Origin of the sequence: Microbacterium thalassium (genome assembly GCF_014208045.1) — a bacterium.
Lineage (GTDB): Bacteria > Actinomycetota > Actinomycetes > Actinomycetales > Microbacteriaceae > Microbacterium > Microbacterium thalassium.
The window spans coordinates 2,594,866-2,614,071 of the sequence record NZ_JACHML010000001.1; the positions used below are offsets into that span (position 1 = coordinate 2,594,866).

At 72.0% G+C, this 19,206-nt stretch carries 19 protein-coding genes and 1 tRNA gene; 7 read left to right on the forward strand and 13 right to left on the reverse strand.

Features of this window, described 5'->3' with window-relative positions; genetic code table 11:
* Positions 1-31 precede the first annotated feature (31 nt).
* Genes HD594_RS11975 through HD594_RS11995 form a run of 5 tightly spaced genes read right to left on the reverse strand, consistent with a single transcriptional unit; the run spans position 32 to position 4,911 of the window.
* Positions 32-1,540, reverse strand: coding sequence for an amidohydrolase (locus tag HD594_RS11975; protein ID WP_184751169.1), 1,509 nt, complete (start codon positions 1,538-1,540; stop codon positions 32-34).
* Positions 1,537-2,175 (reverse strand): FMN-binding negative transcriptional regulator, encoded by a 639-nt coding sequence (locus HD594_RS11980; protein ID WP_184751170.1) that lies wholly within the window; start codon positions 2,173-2,175, stop codon positions 1,537-1,539. Before HD594_RS11980 ends, HD594_RS11975 begins: the two co-directional genes overlap by 4 nt.
* A gap of 3 nt (positions 2,176-2,178) precedes the next feature.
* Entirely contained in the window at positions 2,179-3,183 is a 1,005-nt protein-coding gene (locus HD594_RS11985) for an Fpg/Nei family DNA glycosylase (protein ID WP_184751171.1), read from the reverse strand.
* The gene (locus tag HD594_RS11990; protein ID WP_184751172.1) at positions 3,183-3,728 is read right to left on the reverse strand and encodes a ribose-5-phosphate isomerase; all 546 of its coding nucleotides are present in this window, start codon (positions 3,726-3,728) and stop codon (positions 3,183-3,185) included. Before HD594_RS11990 ends, HD594_RS11985 begins: the two co-directional genes overlap by 1 nt.
* A gap of 10 nt (positions 3,729-3,738) precedes the next feature.
* On the reverse strand, positions 3,739-4,911 hold the full coding sequence (locus HD594_RS11995) for a ferrochelatase (RefSeq protein WP_184751173.1): 1,173 nt from the start codon (positions 4,909-4,911) through the stop codon (positions 3,739-3,741).
* A gap of 114 nt (positions 4,912-5,025) precedes the next feature.
* On the opposite strand from HD594_RS11995, the gene pepN reads away from it, so the two are divergent.
* The 4 genes from pepN to HD594_RS12015 all read left to right on the forward strand — a co-directional run bounded on the left by pepN (position 5,026) and on the right by HD594_RS12015 (position 10,919).
* A complete protein-coding gene (pepN, locus tag HD594_RS12000; RefSeq protein WP_184751174.1) occupies positions 5,026-7,569 on the forward strand; it encodes an aminopeptidase N in 2,544 nt (847 codons plus the stop codon).
* Positions 7,570-7,639: 70 nt separating this feature from the next.
* Positions 7,640-8,734: a mechanosensitive ion channel family protein gene (locus HD594_RS12005; protein WP_184751175.1), complete on the forward strand. Its 1,095-nt coding sequence runs from the start codon at positions 7,640-7,642 to the stop codon at positions 8,732-8,734.
* Positions 8,731-9,210: a globin gene (locus tag HD594_RS12010; protein WP_184751176.1), complete on the forward strand. Its 480-nt coding sequence runs from the start codon at positions 8,731-8,733 to the stop codon at positions 9,208-9,210. The genes HD594_RS12005 and HD594_RS12010 overlap by 4 nt, the downstream gene beginning before the upstream one ends.
* Positions 9,211-9,248: 38 nt before the next feature.
* The gene (locus tag HD594_RS12015; RefSeq protein WP_184751177.1) at positions 9,249-10,919 is read left to right on the forward strand and encodes an FAD-binding dehydrogenase; all 1,671 of its coding nucleotides are present in this window, start codon (positions 9,249-9,251) and stop codon (positions 10,917-10,919) included.
* A gap of 12 nt (positions 10,920-10,931) precedes the next feature.
* On the opposite strand, the gene HD594_RS12020 is transcribed toward HD594_RS12015, so the two are convergent.
* Positions 10,932-11,609 carry a DUF8185 domain-containing protein gene (locus HD594_RS12020; protein ID WP_184751178.1) on the reverse strand — a complete coding sequence of 226 codons (678 nt, stop codon included), beginning with the start codon at positions 11,607-11,609 and terminating at the stop codon, positions 10,932-10,934.
* A gap of 132 nt (positions 11,610-11,741) precedes the next feature.
* Between HD594_RS12020 and HD594_RS12025 the strand changes: the two genes are divergently transcribed.
* Complete coding sequence (locus HD594_RS12025) at positions 11,742-12,590, forward strand: acyl-CoA thioesterase (protein WP_184752829.1); 849 nt, start codon at positions 11,742-11,744, stop codon at positions 12,588-12,590.
* Here the strand turns inward: HD594_RS12025 and HD594_RS12030 are convergent.
* The 5 genes from HD594_RS12030 to HD594_RS12050 all read right to left on the reverse strand — a co-directional run bounded on the left by HD594_RS12030 (position 12,562) and on the right by HD594_RS12050 (position 16,690).
* Positions 12,562-13,209, reverse strand: a complete 648-nt coding sequence (locus HD594_RS12030) for a DedA family protein (protein WP_184751179.1) — start codon at positions 13,207-13,209, stop codon at positions 12,562-12,564. The two genes, HD594_RS12025 and HD594_RS12030, sit on opposite strands and share 29 nt — an antisense overlap.
* Positions 13,210-13,328: 119 nt before the next feature.
* A complete protein-coding gene (locus HD594_RS12035) occupies positions 13,329-13,835 on the reverse strand; it encodes an acyl-CoA thioesterase (protein ID WP_184751180.1) in 507 nt (168 codons plus the stop codon).
* Positions 13,828-15,507 (reverse strand): energy-dependent translational throttle protein EttA, encoded by a 1,680-nt coding sequence (gene ettA, locus HD594_RS12040; protein ID WP_184751181.1) that lies wholly within the window; start codon positions 15,505-15,507, stop codon positions 13,828-13,830. The genes HD594_RS12035 and ettA overlap by 8 nt, the downstream gene beginning before the upstream one ends.
* A gap of 77 nt (positions 15,508-15,584) precedes the next feature.
* Positions 15,585-16,151 carry a DUF6993 domain-containing protein gene (locus HD594_RS12045; RefSeq protein WP_271171261.1) on the reverse strand — a complete coding sequence of 189 codons (567 nt, stop codon included), beginning with the start codon at positions 16,149-16,151 and terminating at the stop codon, positions 15,585-15,587.
* Between the two features lie 38 nt (positions 16,152-16,189).
* Entirely contained in the window at positions 16,190-16,690 is a 501-nt protein-coding gene (locus HD594_RS12050; RefSeq protein ID WP_184751183.1) for a single-stranded DNA-binding protein, read from the reverse strand.
* A 219-nt stretch (positions 16,691-16,909) separates the two neighbouring features.
* On the opposite strand from HD594_RS12050, the gene HD594_RS12055 reads away from it, so the two are divergent.
* On the forward strand, positions 16,910-17,227 hold the full coding sequence (locus HD594_RS12055) for a hypothetical protein (protein WP_246414024.1): 318 nt from the start codon (positions 16,910-16,912) through the stop codon (positions 17,225-17,227).
* 6 nt (positions 17,228-17,233) lie between these two features.
* Here HD594_RS12055 and yczR read toward each other — a convergent pair whose 3' ends face one another.
* Both yczR and HD594_RS12065 read right to left on the reverse strand, forming a co-directional pair.
* A complete protein-coding gene (yczR, locus tag HD594_RS12060) occupies positions 17,234-18,655 on the reverse strand; it encodes a MocR-like transcription factor YczR (RefSeq protein ID WP_184751184.1) in 1,422 nt (473 codons plus the stop codon).
* A gap of 131 nt (positions 18,656-18,786) precedes the next feature.
* Positions 18,787-18,999: a methyltransferase gene (locus HD594_RS12065; protein WP_184751185.1), complete on the reverse strand. Its 213-nt coding sequence runs from the start codon at positions 18,997-18,999 to the stop codon at positions 18,787-18,789.
* Positions 19,000-19,100: 101 nt separating this feature from the next.
* Here HD594_RS12065 and HD594_RS12070 point away from each other — a divergent pair.
* Positions 19,101-19,173 (forward strand) — tRNA-Arg (locus HD594_RS12070).
* Positions 19,174-19,206 lie beyond the last annotated feature (33 nt).

The following is a 19,206-nucleotide window of genomic DNA, read 5'->3' on the forward strand; positions in this document are numbered from 1 at the left end:
TCGCTCGCGCCGCCGGATCCCGCCATCGCGCTCACGAGTCGCGGTGAGTGATGCGGGATCCCACGAGCGTCGCCGCCACGCGCTGCCCCCGCAGCAGCGTCTCGGACGCGGTGAGCGGGTCGTGCTCGCACAGCACGAGGTCGGCCATGGCGCCCGGTTCGATGATCGCGGCGTCCTGCGAGCCGCCGTGCGTCGTGGCGGCCAGCGCGGTGGCACCGTCCACCGCCTCGCGCGCCTGCCAGGGTTCGCGGCCGTCGCGGGTCCGGTGGACGGCCGCCGCCATCCCCGCCCACGGATCGAGGGCTGCGACCGGGGCGTCCGACCCGAAGAGGAGGTTCGCGCCGCTGTCGGCGAGCGCGCGCAGCGGATACGGCTGGGCCGTCTGCCCGGCCCAGATCGAATCCGTGAGGTCCCGGTCGTCCAGGGCGTGCTCGGGCTGCACGCTGGCGCCGACGCCGAGCCGGGCGAACCGCGGGATGTCGGCGTGGGCGACGAGCTGGGCGTGCTCGATCGTCCCCCACGCGCCCGTCGCGGCGAACGCGTCCAGCGCGTGGCTGTTGGCCACATCGCCGATGGCGTGCACGGCGACCGCGAGGCCTGCGGCGGTCGCGCGGCCGAGCAGTTCCTGGAGCGACGACGGGTCGACCGTGAGCAGACCGCGATCCTGCGCGTCGCCGGGATACGGATGCGAGCACGCGGCCGTGCGGGTGCCCAGCGACCCGTCCGTGATCACCTTGAGCGGCCCGACGCGGGCGAGCTCGGATGCCGTGCCGCGCGCGACGTCGCCCGAGCGCAGGCCCTCGGCGATCGCGCGATCGAGGTGCTCGGGGTAGATCCCGAACTCCACCCGCAGCGTGTCGAGACCGGCGTTCAGACGCCGGGCCCACGCCTCCTCGTTCCACGCCATGTCGAGATCGACGAGGCCGACGATTCCACGCGCGGCCGCGTCCCGCGCCATGCGCGCGACGAGAGGATCGGATGCCGCAGGGACGACGTCGTTGAGCCGTCGCGAGATCTCGAACGCCGGTTCTTCGCGGAGGACGCCGGTGCCCACCGGGAGGAGCCCTTCGCGCCGCAGCGCGGCGGAGTTCAGCCACACGCTGTGGACGTCGGCGTTGATCAGATAGGTCGGGACATCGCCGGTCGCCGCGTCCAGAACGTCGAGCGTCGGGGCGTCGGCCCAGAACGCGTCGCGGAACCCCGAGCCGATCCGGCGCCCGTCGGGAAGGACAGGAGCGTCGCGCATGAGCGCGGCGGCGTGCATCGGACTCGTCGCTCCGCCGAGCGGTACGCGCTGGGCCGCGAGGGCCCACTGCACGACGTGGACGTGGTGGTCCCACAGGCCGGGGATGAGCCACGCGCCGTCGCCGTGCAGCACGGCGCCGCGATGCGGCAGCGCGCCGGCGGGTGCGATGTCGGCGATCCGGTCGCCCGCGAGGTGCACGTCGACGAGGTCGTCGGCGAACGGATCCGTGCGCTCGCTCCCGGTGAGCCGCACTCCCGCGACGACCGAGACGCGTTCGCCGACCCCGGGCGTCATCGGGCCGCTCTGCGGGTGTCGAGATCCCGGCGCATCTCGCCGGCGAGTCGCGGATCGGCGTACGCGCCGGCACCGGCGCCGAGTTCGGCGATGATCGTCTCGACGACGTCGTCCGGCTTGTTCTGGCTGAGCTTGCGCTTGGCGACCACCTTCGTCGGAGTCAGCCGGAAGCCGACCGTCCCCCGCTCGAGACGCTCGACGAACGCGGGATCGTTGGGCGCCTCCCACAGCGTGCGCGGCTGCGGCCTGCCGCTCTCGAACCGCGCGACGAGCCGGTCGAGGATGCGGAGGTTCTCCTCGGGCCCGAGCAGCTCGGGCACGCCGGCCAGGTGGGCCGAGACGAAGTTCCACGTCGGCACCGCCGCGACGTCGCCGTACCAGCCCGGCGAGACGTAGCCGTGCGGACCCTGGATCACGACCATGAGCTCGCGCGAGCCGAGGCCGTGGATCAGATCGTCCGGACGCCCGACGTGGCCGACGATCGTGAGGTCGTCGCGGTCGTCGAGCAGGACGGCGTAGTGCGACGCGACGAGGCCGTCATCGGCCGCGCTGACCAGCGTCGCCCACGGATTCAGGTCGATCAGACGGCGCAGCTCCGTCACGTCCGTCATCGCGAAACTCGGGTTCTGACGCATCCGTCACCCCTTCTGACAGTTCGGGCACCAGTACAGCTTCCGACCGGCCGCCTCCTCGACGACGATCGTCGTGCCGCACACGCGGCACGGCAGCCCGGCGCGGTGGTACACCCAGTGGCGATCGTCGCGACTGGCCATGGCCTTGCGATAATCCTCGTCGGACAGGTCGTCCATCGTCATCATCTGGCCGGTCTCGACGCCGGTCCGCAGGAGCTTCACCCAGTCGCGCCACAGGCCGCGCACGACATCCTCGGGGACGTCGCGCCCCGGAGTATGCGGGTTCTGGCGGGCGCGGAAGAGCATCTCGGCGCGGTACACGTTGCCGATGCCGCTGACGACGGCCTGATCCATCAGCAGCAGGCCGATCGCCGTCGGCTTGCGACGCACGACCCGCGTGAAGCGCTCCTCGCCCTCGGCGACGTCGTCCACGAGCGGGTCGGGGCCGAGCTTGCCGATGGTCGCCTGCACCTGTTCGGGATCCTGCAGCTCGCACGCGGTCGGCCCGCGCAGGTCGGCGCACGTCACCTCTGTCATGAGGCGCAGGCGCACCTGCCCGACGACCGGCGGCGGCCACTGGTCGCCCTCGTCGGCGAGCCCCGTGGTCTGCTCCGACATGCGCACGTGCACGCGCGCGCGGCGCGGAGCGCCGATCGAGGTCAGCGAGTTCTCCCCCGCGTCGTCCAGGATCGGCTCGCCCTCGAGATCCGTGCCGCGCTGATTGGTCTGGCCCATGCGCCCGTTGGCCGACGCGATCGTGGGGTCGACGAGGATCTCGCCGGCGAAGTCCCACGCGCCGTACATCCCGAGGTGCACGCGCAGCCACACGTCGCCCTCGAACTCGAGGAACATCTGCTTGCCGACCGCACGCACCGACATCACGGTGCGCTCGTCGATCACCGACGCGCCCTCGACGAACCGCCCCTGCGGGCTCGAAGCGCGCACCGCGCGCCCGACGTAGTTGCGGTCGAACTGGCGGGCGATGCGATGGACGGAGTGTCCCTCCGGCATCAGCCGGCTTCGGGGTCGAACGAGCTGTCGTCCGACGCCAGCACGTCCGGCCGCCCCGTCTCGGCGCGCGGGTCGGGCTCGAGCGTGCCGTCGTTCTCGTACGCGGCGAGCTGCCCGATGCGGCGCGCGTGGCGCTCCGCACCGCTGAACGGCGTCGCGACGAAGGCGTCGATGAACGCGACCGCCTCTTCGAACGTGTGCTGGCGCGCACCGATCGCGATCACGTTGGCGTCGTTGTGCTCGCGCGCGAGCTCGGCCGTCGCGAGGCTCCACACCAGCGCCGCGCGGATGCCGCGCACCTTGTTCGCGGCGATCTGCTCGCCGTTGCCCGATCCGCCGAAGACGACGCCGAGCGCCTCGACGCCGGCCTCCTGGTCGCGGACGACCGCCTGCGCGGCGCGGATGCAGAACGCCGGGTAGTCGTCCAGCGGGTCGTACTCGATCGGCCCGTGGTCGACGACCTCGTGGCCGGCCTCGGCCAGGTGGTGCTGCAGCTGCGTGGAAAACTCGAGGCCCGCGTGGTCGGTCGCGATGTGGATGCGCATGGGGTCAATCCTAGGGAGCGAGACCGGCGGCGGCGGGCTTGAACCCGGCTCGCACGTTCTCGCAGCAGGCGGGTCGGCACACGTCGAACCACGGCCCGAGTGCGGTGGCGTGCGGCCGCTCGGCCGCGGGGGTGCCGTTCAGCCGCTCCTCGACGAGATCGATCAGTCCCGCAACGTACGCGGGATCCACGCCGGGCGTCTGCGTGCGCACCGCGCGCAGGCCGGCCTCGGCCGCGGCGTCCATCGCCTCGGTGTCGAGGTCCCACAGGACCTCCATGTGGTCGCTGACGAATCCGAGCGGCACGATCGCGACGGCCTCGACGCCGGCCGCCGGAAGCTCCGCGATCACATCGCAGACATCGGGCTCGAGCCAGGGCTGGCTCGGCGGGCCCGAGCGCGACTGGTAGACCAGCTCCCACCCGACGGCGCCGGCGCCGGTGATGTCGCCGGCGACGGCCGCCATGACGACCTCGGCGACCGCGCGGTGCTGCGCGGCGTAGGCACCGCCCTCGCCGAAGTCGACGTCGCGGGGACCCGACCGGTCGGCATCCGCCGTGGGGACGGAGTGCGTCGAGAAGAGAACGCGGATCGCGCCGGGGGCGATGCCGTCGGCGAGGAAGCCGCCGACCGCGTCGCGCACGCCGTCGATGAACGGCTGCACGAAGCCGGGGTGGTCGAAGAACTGCCGGACCTTGTCGATGGTCACGGTGCCGGCAAGCCCCGTCTCGGTGAGCACACGGGCGAAGTCCTCGCGGTACTGACGGCAGCTCGAGAAGGACGAGTACGCGCTCGTCGCCAGACCCAGCAGGGTCGTGTCGCCTGCGGAGGCGGCCTCCCGCACGGCGTCCTCGAGATAGGGACCCCAGTTGCGGTTGCCCCAGTACACCGGCAGGTCGATCCCCCGGCGCGTGAGCTCGGCTTCGAGCGCGGCCTTGAGCGCGCGGTTCTGGGCGTTGATGGGGCTCACGCCGCCGAAGTGGCGATAGTGATGGGCGACCTCCTCGAGCCGCTCGTCGGGGATGCCCCGTCCGCGCGTGACGTTGCGCAGGAACGGGATCACGTCGTCCTGCCCCTCGGGGCCGCCGAAGCCGGCGAGGAGGATGGCGTCGTAGGCGACGGGGGTCTCGATGTGCGGCGCGCCGGAGGACGCCGCCTCGGAGGCGAAGGGAACGTCGGTACTCACCCCTCCATCCTCGCATCCGTGCGTTTTCGGGGTCCTGACGTAGGCTGGAGCGGTTGCGTGTGCGCCAGGAGCGCCCGCGCGGCCCACGACCCCAGAACCCACGGGAGCATTGCAGTGCCTGGAGAGAACCTCACCCGCATCGAAGCGCAGGAGCGCCGCGCCGTCGTCGAGTCGCAGTCCTACGAGGTGCAGCTCGACCTGACGAAGGGAGCCGAGGTCTTCGGCTCGCGCACCACCGCGCGCTTCGCCGCGACGCCGGGCGCCGCCACCTTCATCGACCTCATCGCACGCGAGGTCCGCTCCATCGTCCTCAACGGGCGCGAGCTCGACCCCGCCGTCGCCTTCGCGGACTCGCGCATCGCACTGACGGATCTCGCCGCCGAGAACGAGCTCGTCATCGACGCCGACTGCCTGTACACCAACACCGGCGAGGGCCTGCACCGCTTCGTCGACCCGGTCGACGGCGAGGTCTACCTGTACTCGCAGTTCGAGGTGCCCGACTCGCGCCGCATGTACGCCGTCTTCGAGCAGCCCGATCTGAAGGCCGCGTTCCAGTTCACGGTGACGGCGCCGGCGGCCTGGAAGGTCGTGTCGAACCAGACGACGCCCGAGCCCGCCGACCACGGCGACGGCACCGCGACGTGGACCTTCGCGCCCACCCCGCGCATCTCGTCGTACATCACGGCGCTCATCGCCGGCCCGTACGAGTCGACGTTCTCGGAGCTCACGAGCGCCTCGGGCCGCGTGATCCCGCTCGGCGTCTACGGCCGCAAGAGCCTGTGGCAGCACCTGGACGCCGACTACATCTTCGACAAGACCCGTGAGGGCTTCGCGTACTTCGAGTCGAAGTTCGACGTCCCCTACCCCTTCGAGAAGTACGACCAGCTGTTCGTGCCGGAGTTCAACGCCGGCGCCATGGAGAACGCCGGCGCGGTCACGTTCACCGAGACCTACGTCTTCCGCTCCAAGGTGACCGACGCCGTCAAGGAGCGCCGCGTCGTCACGATCCTGCACGAGCTCGCCCACATGTGGTTCGGCGACCTCGTGACGATGAAGTGGTGGAACGACCTGTGGCTGAACGAGTCCTTCGCCGAGTGGGCGTCGACGATCGCCACCGCCGAGGCCACCGAGTGGACCGCCGCCTGGACGACGTTCAACGCGATGGAGAAGACCTGGGCCTACCGCCAGGACCAGCTCCCCTCGACCCACCCGATCGTCGCCGAGATCAACGACCTGCACGACGTCGAGGTCAACTTCGACGGCATCACGTACGCCAAGGGCGGCTCGGTCCTCAAGCAGCTGTCGAGCTGGGTCGGCATCGACGAGTTCTTCGCGGGCGTGTCCTCGTACTTCAAGAAGCACGCGTGGAGCAACACCGAGCTCCCCGACTTCCTCGCCGAGCTCGAGGCCACGAGCGGCCGCGACCTGTCGGCCTGGTCGAAGAAGTGGCTCGAGACGGCGGGCGTGAACACCCTCACCCCGGCGATCGACGAGCGCGACGGGACGATCACGAAGTTCTCGATCCTGCAGACGGCCCCGGCCGACTACCCGACGATCCGCCCGCACCGCCTGGGCGTGGGCTTCTACTCGATGCAGGACGGCGCGCTCGTGCGCGTCCACCACGTCGAGCTGGACGTCGACGGCGACCGCACCGACGTGCGGGAGCTCGTGGGCCTGCAGCGCCCCGACCTGATCCTGCTCAACGACGAGGACCTCGCCTACGCGAAGATCCGACTCGACGAGCGTTCGCTCCGGACCGCCATCGAGCACCTCGGCGACATCGCCGACCCGCTCGCGCGCTCGCTCGTGTGGGGCGCCGCGTGGGACATGACCCGTGACGCCGAGGCCTCCCCCAGCGACTACGTCGACCTCGTGCTGCGCAACATCGCCGGCGAGACGGAGTCGACCACCGTCCGCACGACGCTCGCCCAGCTGCAGCTCACCGCGAACTCGTACGTCGCGCCCGACAAGCGCCACCAGACCCGCATCAAGGTCGCCGACGGCCTGTGGGCGCTCGCCCAGTCGGCCGAGGCCGGCACCGACAGCCAGCTGCAGTTCGTGACCGCGTTCGCCTCGGCGGCCGCGACCGACCCGCAGTGGCAGACCGTCCGTCAGCTGCGCGACGGCGAGATCGCCCTCGAGGGCCTGACGATCGACACCGACCTGTCGTGGGCGCTGCTCGTGTCGCTCGCCGCCGGAGGCCTCGTGACCGCCGAGCAGATCGACGAGGCGCGCGCCGCCGACAACACCGCCAAGGGCGGCGAGTTCGCCGCTCAGGCGAAGGCGGCCCTGCCGTCGAGCGTGGCGAAGCAGGCCGCATGGGACGGCCTGGTCTCGCGCGCCGAGCTGCCGAACACCATCGTGCGCTCGACCGCTCTGGGCTTCACCCACCCGGCCGGTCGCGATCTGCTCGCCGAGTTCATCCCGGCGTACTTCGACATGCTGCTGCCGGTGTGGGAGTCCCGCACGTACCACATCGCCGAGTACCTGATCTTCGGCCTGTACCCGGCGCCGCTCGCCTCCGCCGAGCTGCGCGACGCCACGCGCGTATGGCTCACCGAGCACACCGAGGTGTCGCCGGCGCTGCGCCGCCTCGTCTCGGAGAACCTCGCGGGCGTCGAGCGGGCCCTCGCCGCACAGGAGTGCGACGCGCAGTAGTCCGCGTCCACACGGATGCCTCGGCTCGCACACAGGTGCGGCCGAGGCATCCGTCATTAGGATTCAACCGATGCCGACCACGCTCCTCTCCGCAGGCGATGCGCCCGCCGCGACCACACCCGAGTGGTGGGCGAACGTGCTCGCGTGGCTCCAGGAGGCGGGGACGACCCTGCTCACGATCCTCGCGATCGTCGTCGGCGGGATCCTCCTCAGCTGGCTGCTCAAGATCGTGATCCGCCGCGTCGTCAATCGCGTCGTGCGCGGTGCGAAGTCCAAGGCGAACGTCCTCGACACGCAGGCGCTCGAGCGCTCGCCGCTCGCATCCGTGCGACTCGTCCAGCGCACGCGGACGCTGGGCTCGATCCTGCAGAACATCGTCAACGTCGCGATCGTGATCATCGCGCTGATGCTCATCGTCTCGATCCTGATGCCGAACGCCCTGACGAGCCTGACGCTGCTGACCGCGGCGATCGGCGCCGGGCTCGGCTTCGGCGCGCAGAACATCGTCAAGGACGTGCTCAACGGCATCTTCATCGTCGCCGAGGACCAGATCGGCATCGGCGACGTGGTGGATCTGGGACTGGCGACGGGCATCGTCGAGTACGTGAGCGTGCGCGTCACGCATGTGCGCGACGTCAACGGCACCCTCTGGTACGTGCGCAACGGCGAGATCACCCGCATCGGCAACATGTCGCAGGGGTGGTCGCGCGTCATCATCGACCTGGGCGTGCCGGTCGGCTCCGACCTCGACGAGGTCGAGGCGCTGCTGCTGAACACGGCGGAGGAGCTCGCCCAGGACGCCAAGTGGCGCACGCGCGTGATCGAGCATCCGGAGGTGTGGGGCCTGGAGTCCGTCGGCGGCGAGCACCTCATGATCCGGCTCGTGATCAAGACCCGGCCGGCCGCACGGGACGACGTCGCGCGCGAGCTGCGCGTGCGCGTACGGCGCGCGATGGCGGGCGCGGGCATCGATCTCCCCCAGCTGGCGGCCGTCACGCTGACGGGGACGGATGCCGCCCGCCGCGTCCGCGGCGCCAACCCGCCGAAGACCAAGCCCACCCCGCTCACCCCCGCCACCGACGAGGTCCAGGTGCGCCCGCTGTGGCGGCCCAAGCGCCCGCAGCGGCGTCCCGCCGAAGACGGCAACCCCGAGGAGATGCCATGACCGACGCATCCGCGCCGCTGTCCTTCTACGACGAGATCGGCGGGCACGAGACGTTCGCCACGCTCGTCGCGGCCTTCTACCGGGGCGTGGCCGACGACGAGGTGCTGCGGCCCATGTACCCCGAAGAGGACCTCGGCCCCGCCGAGGAGCGCCTGCTGATGTTCCTCGAGCAGTACTGGGGCGGCCCGACCACCTACAGTCAGCGCCGCGGTCACCCGCGCCTGCGCATGCGCCACGCGCCGTTCCACGTCAATCCCGAGGCACGCGATCGATGGCTCGCGCACATGCGGGCCGCCGTCGACGAACTCGAGCTGTCGCCCCTGCACGACACGACGCTGTGGGACTACCTGCAGCGCGCCGCTCATGCCATGGTGAACACGTTCGAGCCGTCCGGCATCGGACCGGCGGCCGGAAGCCGCCCCGCCGCCGGACCCGATCTGACCGTCCGACCCGCCACCGGCCCCGCGCGTCCCTGACCCCTCCCCCGGCGCGCCCACGACGAAGGAGTCTCCCCATGCCCGCACCCGGCACACCCCACCGCAGCGACGTCCTGGTCATCGGGTGGGGGTTGGCCGGACTCGTCGCCGCCGGCGAGGCGGCGGCCGCGGGGAAGACCGTCACGATCGTCGACCAGGAACCGCGCAGCAACCTCGGCGGGCAGGCGTTCTGGTCGTTCGGGGGCCTGTTCTTCGTGGACTCCCCCGAGCAGCGCCGGTTCGGCATCTCGGACTCGCTCGAACTCGCTCGCCAGGACTGGCTCGGCACCGCCGGCTTCGACCGCGACGAGGACGCGTGGCCGCGCCGCTGGGCCGAGGCGTACCTGGACTTCGCCGCCGGCGAGAAGCGTCCGTGGCTGCGGTCGAAGGGCGTGGGCTTCTTCCCCGTCGTGGGGTGGGCCGAGCGCGGCGGCTACAACGCCCTGGGCCCGGGGAACTCCGTGCCGCGGTTCCACATCACGTGGGGCACCGGCCCCGGCCTCGTGGCGCCGTTCCGCGCCGCTCTCGAGACCGCCGAGGCCGACGGCCTCGTGACGGTGCTCCCCCGCCATCGGGTCACGGGCCTCACGACGCGCGACGGGCACGTCGTCGGCGCGACCGGCGACATCCTGTCGCCGTCGGCCGCCGACCGCGGGGTCGCGACCTCCCGCGAGGTCGTCGGCGCCTTCGAGATCGAGGCGTCGGCGACGATCGTGTCGTCGGGCGGCATCGGCGGCAACCACGACCTCGTCCGCAGGAACTGGCCGGCGCGCCTCGGAACGCCGCCCGACCACATGGTCACCGGGGTCCCCGCCTACGTCGACGGGTCGATGCAGGCCGTGTCGGATGCCGCGGGCGCCCGGCTCATCAACGGCGACCGCATGTGGCACTACGTCGAGGGGCTTCACAACTGGGATCCGATCTGGCCCGCCCACGGCATCCGCATCCTCCCGGGCCCGTCGTCGGTGTGGCTCGACGCCACCGGACTGCGGCTGCCTCCTCCGCTGTATCCGGGGTTCGACACGCTCGGCACGCTCGAGCACCTGCGCGGCACCGGCCACGACCACTCGTGGTTCGTGCTCTCGCAGCGCATCGTCGAGAAGGAGTTCACGCTCTCGGGCTCCGAGCAGAACCCCGACCTCACCGGACGGGATGTCGCGCTGCTGATGCGCTCGCGGCTCGGCAAGGGGGCGGCCGGGCCGGTTCAGGCCTTCCTCGACAACGGCGAGGACTTCGTCGTCCGCGACAGCCTCGACGACCTCATCGCGGGCATGCGGGCCATGCCCGGGGGCGACGTGCTCGACCCCGCCCGCGTGCGCGCCGAGATCGAGGCGCGCGACCGCGAGATGGACAACGACTTCACCAAGGACGCGCAGGTGGCGATGCTCCGCTCCGCCCGGGCGTACCGCGGCGACCGGCTCATCCGCACCGCGTCGCCGCACCGGCTCCTGGATCCCGATGCGGGACCCCTCATCGCCGTGAAGCTGCACGTCCTGACGCGCAAGTCCCTGGGCGGGATCGAGACCGACCTGCAGTCCCGCGCACTCGGCGCGGACGGCGCGCCGGTCCCCGGGCTCTACGCGGCGGGCGAGGCGAGCGGGTTCGGCGGCGGCGGCGTGCACGGGTACCGGGCGCTCGAGGGCACCTTCCTCGGCGGATGCCTCTTCTCCGGCCGCAGCGCCGGGCGCGCGGCGGCCGCAGCCGTGTGACCGCGTGCGGCGTCAGGCGCTGCTGCGGCCCGTCGCGCGCACGGCGGTGAGCCCGGATGCCGCGGGGCGGCGCACCAGGACGTGTCCGCGCTCGAGCGTGATGCGCGTCCACGACGCCGCCGTCAGCACTCGCGCGGATTCGTCGCCGGAGAGGAAGCCGAGTGCGTAGGCGGCGAAGGCCGCGCCGAGCGGCAGCTCGTCCAGGGCGGCGTCCGGCGCTCCCCAGATCGAGGCGCGGACCTGACGTACGACGTCCTCGCCCGGATTCTCGGGCATCGCCCCGGCGACGGCGGTCACGCCGTGCTGCGCGCGTTCGGCGAGCAGCGCCGCGTCGAACGCGCCGACCTGCTGCCACCCCGCGCGCGGCGGTGCGACGCCGGCCCACCCGGCCGACACCGACGAGTCGGGGAGGACGACCGCCGCCGGGTCGTCGTCGGCCCGCACGAGGGTCGAGGCCTCGACCACGAGGTCGCACTCGAGCTCGGGATCGACGGCGAGCACGCGCATGCCCAGCACCGTCGGCGTCGGATCCAGCAGGCCGCGCGGCGCGAGCGGCGCGGACGTCATCGCCATGACCCCTCCGGTCGCGCGCAGGCGCACCGCGCCGTCTCCCAACGGCGCCGTCCGCGAGCTGTAGGTGAGGGCATCGGCCGCCGCAGCGGAATCGGAGAACAGAAGGCGCTGGGACATCCGCCCTAGACTACCGAGCGAACACCCGGCACCCGATTCCGGGCCGCCCACATCGACGACGGGAGCTCCGTGAGCGACGCCCTCCAGAACGCACCGGCAGACGAGCAGGGCGAGCCCGATCCGGTCGCGTCGATGCTCGCGGTCCTCGACATCACGGGGCACAACGCGCGCACGACCGAGGACATCTTCACCGGGCACTCGCAGTCGATGCCGCTGGGACGGGTGTTCGGCGGCCAGGTGCTCGCGCAGTCGCTCGTGGCGGCGACGCGCACGATCCCCGACGACCGGGCGATCCACTCGATGCACGGCTACTTCCTGCGGCCGGGCGACTCGGCCAACGACATCACGTTCTCGGTCGACCGCATCCACGACGGCCGCTCGTTCTCGACGCGCCGCACGCAGGCGTTCCAGGACGGCGTGCCGATCTTCTCGATGATCGCGTCGTTCCAGGACGAGGATCCGGGGCTCGAGCATCAGGTCCCGATGCCCGAGGGCATCCCGGGCCCCGAGGACCTGCCCGACATGGAGTCGCACCTGCACGGCCTGCATCCGATGTCCAAGCGGCTGTTCACCGACCGTCCCGCCGACCTCATCCACGTCCCGTCGCCGATCTACACGTCGGTCGACGGCGAGCGCCGGCCGAGTCAGGCGGTGTGGATGCGGGTGCGCCGCATGATCGGCGACGACCGCGCCGTCCACCGCGCGGCGCTCGCCTACCTCAGCGACCTCACCATCCAGGAGTCGGTGCTGCGCGTCCACGGGGTGCCGTGGGCCACGCGCGGGCTCAGGGTCGCGAGCCTGGACCACGCGATGTGGTTCCACCGCTTCGGGCGCGTGGACCAGTGGCTGCTGTACGTGCAGGAGTCGCCGAGCTCCCGCGGCGGCCGCGGGCTGGCGACAGGTCGCGTCTACACGCGAGACGGCGAGCTGCTGGCGACGGTCGCACAGGAGATCATGGTGCGGGTGCCCGACCCGTCGTGAGCGGCGGGGCCGGGCGGCGTGCGGGCGCCGCGGGTGACAGCCGCCGGCGGCCGATCGCGTCGAGGACGACGCCGAGCACGAGCATGACGGCGACGGCCGCGAGCGACGCCCACAGCGGGTCCCCGAACCAGGTCGCCGAGACCGTCGCGACCGCGAGGCACACCAGCGCCCACGCGATCGCCGCGACGGACGACAGCGGAAGGAACCGCCGATACGCCAGGCGCGAGGCACCGGCCGTCGCGTTCACGGCGACGCGGCCGACGGGCACGTACCGTCCCGCGAGGATGAGGACGGCGGGCGAGCGATGCACGCGGGCTCGCGTCCAGTCGGCCACGCGCCGCACGGCGGGCCTGCGCATCCACGCGAAGCGCTCGAGCCCGATGCGGCGGCCGAGCCCGTAGGCGATGCTGTCGCCCGCCACGGCGCCGGACGCGGCGGCGACCGCGATCACCGAGACCTGGAGCGGGTCGCCGGTCGCGACCGTCGCGGCCAGCGCGGCGACGACGGTCGTCTCGCTCGGGACCGGCGGGAAGAACCCGTCGAGAACGCACACGAGCAGCACGACGAGCGGCACCCACGGCGAGGCGGCGATGTCGGCGAGCAGCGCGTTGAGGTCCACGCCTTCACGCTAGGAACCGGCTACGTGACCGTCGCTGGTGGGAGCCCGACGATTTCCGGGGGCTATCCCCCGCTGTCGGCGCCGCAGCACCGGCGCGGACCGTGCCGCCTCCGCGCGCCTCAGCGTCGGTGGGCGTAGCTCAGCGCGGGGCCGAGGTAGGGCTCCCAGGCGTCGCGCTCGAGCGGCGACAGTCGCATCGGGCGCCCCGACGCGGCGTCGACCTTGACCACGACCGTCGTGGCCCGGGCGTACAGCGTGGGCTGCGCGGCCGACGAGAAGACCTCGTAGCAGACCTCGATGCTCGATCCGCCCAGCTTGCCGAACCAGAGCTGGATGTCCAGCGGCGCCCGCTGGTACGGCACGGGGGCGAGGTACTCGATCTCCTGGCGCGCGATGAGCATGAGCACGCCGCTGTCGACGCCGGTGTCCAGCACCGCCGTCGAGGGGGCCTGTTCGCCCGGCTCCGGCTGCCAGAACGCCCGGATGCGCGCCTCCTCGAGCAGCTTGAGCATCGAGGTGTTGTTGACGTGGTTGAACGCGTCGAGGTCGCCCCAGCGGACGTGGATGGGGAGGTGGAGCCGGCGGCCCGTCGCGGGGCCGCCGGCGTCCGGGATCGATTCAGTCACGCGTGAGCTTGCGGTAGGCGGTGCGGTGCGGACGCGCGGCCTCGGGGCCCATGCGGTCGATCTTGTTGGCCTCGTAGGCCTCGAAGTTGCCCTCGAACCAGTACCACTGGTCGGGGTTCTCGTCGGTCCCCTCGTAGGCGAGGATGTGCGTCGCGATGCGGTCGAGGAACCACCGGTCGTGCGTGATGACCACGGCGCAGCCGGGGAACTCCAGCAGCGCGTTCTCGAGCGACTGCAGCGTCTCGACGTCGAGGTCGTTCGTCGGCTCGTCGAGCAGCAGCAGGTTGCCGCCCTCTTTGAGCGTGAGCGCGAGGTTCAGGCGGTTGCGCTCACCGCCCGACAGCACGCCCGCCTTCTTCTGCTGGTCCGGGCCCTTGAAGCCGAACTTCGACACGTACGCGCGCGACGGGATCTCGGTCTTGCCCACGGTGATGATGTCGAGGCCGTCCGACACGACCTCCCACAGCGTCTTGTTGGGGTCGATGCTGCCGCGCGACTGGTCGACGTAGCTGATCTTGACCGTCTCGCCGATCTTCAGGTCGCCGCCGTCGAGCGGCTCGAGGCCCACGATGGTCTTGAACAGCGTGGTCTTGCCGACGCCGTTGGGGCCGATGACGCCGACGATGCCGTTCGGCGGGAGCGAGAAGCTCAGCCCGTCGATGAGCGAGCGTCCGTCGAAGCCCTTCTCGAGCTTCTTGGCCTCGATCACGACGCTGCCCAGGCGCGGGCCCGGCGGGATCTGGATCTCCTCGAAGTCGAGCTTGCGCGTGCGCTCCGCTTCGGCCGCCATCTCCTCGTAGCGCGCCAGACGCGCCTTCGACTTGGCCTGACGTCCCTTCGCGTTGGAGCGGACCCACTCGAGCTCGTCGGCGAGTCGCTTGGCGAGCTTGGCGTCCTTCTTGCCCTGCACCGCGAGACGCTCGCGCTTCTTCTCGAGGTAGGTCGAGTAGTTGCCCTCGTACCCGATGAGCCGGCCGCGGTCGACCTCGGCGATCCACTCGGCGACGTTGTCCAGGAAGTACCGGTCGTGCGTGATCGCGATCACGGCGCCGGGGTACTTCTGCAGGTGCTGCTCGAGCCACAGCACGCTCTCGGCGTCGAGGTGGTTGGTGGGCTCGTCGAGCAGCAGCAGGTCCGGCTTCTGGAGCAGGAGCTTGGCGAGGGCGACGCGACGCTTCTCACCGCCGGACAGGTGCTTGACGGATGCGTCGCCGGGCGGCGTGCGCAGGGCGTCCATCGCCTGCTCGAGCTGCGAGTCGAGGTCCCAGGCGTCGGCGGCGTCGATCTCCTCCTGGAGCGTCCCCATCTCGGCCAGCAGCGCATCGAAGTCGGCGTCGGGGTCGCTCATGAGCGCCGAGATCTCGTTGAACCGGTCGAGCTTGGCCTTGATCGCCACGCCCTCCTGGATGTTCTCGAGGACGGTCTTGTCCTCGTCGAGCTCGGGCTCCTGCATGAGGATGCCGACGCTGAAGCCCGGGCTGAGCTTCGCCTCGCCGTTCGACGGCTGGTCGAGCCCCGCCATGATCTTCAGGATCGTCGACTTTCCGGCGCCGTTGGGGCCGACCATGCCGATCTTCGCCCCGGGGAGGAACGCCATCGTGACGTCGTCGAGGATCAGCTTGTCGCCGACCGCCTTGCGGGCGCGGACCATCGAATAGATGTACTCAGCCATGCGCGTTTGTTCTCCCTGGACTCGCGAGCATCAGCGTCCCAGCCTACCGGGCGAGGGCAGGCGACGGCGCCTCGGGGTCACCAGTCGATCGGGCGCGTGTCCCCGACCAGGCATCGCCCCTCGGCCAGAGCGGGCGCGGCCACGGCGACGGGCTCCCCGGTGGCGGGGCCGACCTGCCCGATGAGGCACTGCTGCTGCCACAGCACGGCGATCTGGATGCTCTCTGCGGCGTTGCCGACCGTTGTGGCGTCGGCGGTGAGCTCCATGGTCGACTTCACGAAACCCGCGGCGACGAGCGCGTCGACGTAGGCGCGCCCCTCGCCGCGGCGATCACCGGCCCAGACGTCATCGATCACGGAACCGAACACAGCGAGGTTCTGCTCGAGGTCGGCATCCGGATCGAAAGCCGTCGGATCCGAGGTCGGCGTCGGAGTGGGCGCCGCCGGCGACGGTGAGGGTGCCGCGGTCGCCGGGAAGGGCGACATCGCACGGTCGGCGTCGGGATCGGCTCCACCGCCGTCGGAACAGCCGCTGGACGCGAGCGCCAGCGTCAGCGTCAGCGAGACGACGAGACTCCCCGTACGCGCCACGAGCCCCCTCGACCGTGCGGGCGCGCTCGGCGGACGCAGTCGGAGACGGGGCACGCCGCGAGTCTACGACCGCCGGCGCCGGAGTTCGGCCGTCAGAAGGGCGTCTCGGTCGACGGGTCGGAGCCTCCAGCCGCACCCGCGGCCGGAATGGGCGCGGTCACCCACGCATCCGGTTCCTCCCCGTCCCCGCCGGGTCGGGCCCACTCCTCCTCGGGGTCGCGCTGCGCACTCGACTCGGCCGCTGCGCGTTCGGGCTTCGCGAAGGTGCTCGTGCCCCAGTTCAGATCGTGGCCGATCGCGTCGGCGTCCACGTCGATCGCGACGCCTTTCGCGCCGGAGTTCTCCCACTCGCGGATCTTCAGCCGGCCGACGACGACCACCGGCTCGCCCGTGCGCAGCGACGCGGCGGCGAAGTCGCCGAGCCTCCGATAGGCCGAAACGGTGTACCAGCTCGTCCCGTCGTCGTTCCACCGCCCCGTCTGCGCGTCGCGCCTGCGCCGCGTGCTGCCGACGCGGAAGGTCGTCACCGTGGTTCCCCCGGCGATGACCTTCTGCGTCGGCGGGGTCCCGATGCGGCCCGTGAACGTGATCATGTCTGACATCGTGCGTCCTCTCTCGTCTCGGCGGAGCCTCTCCCCGCCGCGCCGGTGCCCGCGTGCCCGACGGGCACCGGCGCAGGGACACACTCCCGCGTGCGGCTCGCACGGACGCGGTCGGCCGCCGGGATGTGGACGGATCGCCGACGGGACCGACCTGGGGAGGACAGCCCGCGGCAAGCGGGAGCGACCGCCTCGATGTCGGAGGGTGCACCTATGTTCGACGCAGAACGGAAGCCGATGCAGAAGGGAGCGGGCGTGATGACGACGCACACCGGACTCGCCCCCGCCGCACCGCGCCTGGTGCGCGCACGCGGCGTGCGCCTGGTCTCGGCCGGCCGCGACCTGTGGCGCGTCACGGACGGCGCCGGAATCGTGATCGGCCACCTGTCGCGCGCAGCATCCGACGGGGCATCCGATCACGAGCGCCCGTACCGGGCACGCCGGTTCCGCCCGTCGTCCGCCGGGTTCGTCGATGTCGGAACGTTCTGGTCGGCCGACGATGCGGTGGACGCGCTGCGCTTCAGCCGGTGACCGGGATCAGATGACCGGGTCCAGCGCCTCCAGCGCGGTGTGCGGCACCCCGGCTCGAACCCGTCGCCACGAGTCCGCCAGGATGTCGACGGCCCGGACGAGGTCGGGCACGGGGGCCGTGAACGGCAGCCGCAGATGCCGCTCGTGCCCCCCGTCGACGGCGAACCGGGGTCCCGCCGACAGCAGCACCCCCCGCGTGCGCGCATCCATCACGACAGCCGGGCTCAGCGCCGCGCCGAGCTCGACCCACAGCGACAGTCCGCCGTCGACGGTCGGCACGCGCCATGACGGCAGCCGCTCGCCCAGCGCGCCGACCAGCGCGTCGCGCCCCGCCCCGAGCAGCCGGGCGCGCTGAGCGAGGACGTCGTCGAATCGGTCGAGGACGCGCACGGCGATCTCCTGCTCGAGCTCGGGGGTGCCGAGATCGTGCGCGGGCCGCTCGGCCGCGAGACGGCGGATCACATCCTCACGCGCGCGGACCCAGCCGATGCGGAGCCCGCCCCACACGGTCTTGCCGAGCGAGCCGATGCGCACGACGGACGACTCCGAGCGCACGCGCGCCGGCGGCGCGGACCTGCCGTCGATGTCGAGATCGACGGTGGTCTCGTCGAGGACGAGCACCGTCCCGGCCCGCTCCGCGGCGGCTGCGAGCGTCTCGTGCTCGAGCGGCGTCATCGTGCGTCCCGTGGGGTTCTGGAAGCCCGGCATGAGGTAGGCCAGTGCCGGCAGCGTCCGCGCGAAGGCCTGCTGCGCACGGTCGAGGTCCCAGCCGTCGCCGGTCGTGACCGGCACGCCGACGAGCCGCCCGCCCGCCCGACGCAGCGCCTCCGCGGCGTGCGGATACGTCGGCGTCTCGATGAGCACGCGGTCGCCGCGGGCGAGCAGCGCGGACGCGACCAGGTGGATCGCGCTCTGCGCCCCCGTGGTCACGAGCACCTCGTCCGCGTCGGTCGGGATGCCGCGTTCGACGTAGCGTGCGGCGATCGCCTGGCGCAGACGCCTGCTGCCGAGGGTGTCGTACCCGCTCCGGGCGACGATGGCCGCCGCGTCCTGCGCGGTCTCGGCGACGATCCCCGCGAGCCCCGGCCAAGCCGGGGGGCTCGCCTGCTGCAGGTCGATCGCTCCCGCGCCGGTCACGATGCCCGCGGCCTCATGACGTCGGAGTGCGAGCGTCACCGTCCCCGAACCCCGCAGGCTCGACACGTGGCCGCTCGTGCGCAGGCTCGCGTACGCCGACGAGACCGTGCTGCGGCTGACGCTCAGAGCACCGGCGAGTTCGCGCTCCGCCGGCAGCGTGGTCTTGGGGGCCAGGCGATTGTCCAGGCACAGCAGGCGGATGCCGTCGGCCAGCGCTTCGTAGGCCGGCTCTCGCGTTCGCCAGCCGCCCAATGCCGTCGCCAGCGATCGCGCCGAAACCCGGGAGTCCATCCGCTCACAGTAGCGAGCATTGGACTGGCCAGAGCAGGCCAATACCCGGACGGTGGACCGTCGCCGCCGGCAGCGGGCACGCGGAGACGGCGGACCGGAGGGGGGTCCGGCCCGCCGCGCCGTTGCGCGGGTCAGTGCTCGCGGAACTGCGGCCAATCGCTCCCCGGCGCCATATGGGCGTGCAGGGCGTTCTTGGCGATCTCCATGCTGGGGTAGGTGCCGGTCGGAGCATCGGCACCGGCCATCGTGACGGTGTACCCGTCGGCATCCTTGCGGATCGATCCGGCGACGCCGGAGGCGCCGTAGGCGACCCAGAGTGGGTGGTGCGTCTCGGTCGTGCTCATGAGCCATCTCCTTCGAATGCCCGTGCACCTCCACGCTACGCCGCGGGGGGCGGCGCCGGAAGAGCGTCGTCGGCGGGTCGAACCGGTAGCCTGGAGGACGACCCCCAGTAGCTCAGTGGATAGAGCAGCGGCCTTCTAATCCGCCGGTCACACGTTCGAATCGTGTCTGGGGGACGTGGCGCGGACCGTCGTGTCGGACCCCGGTGA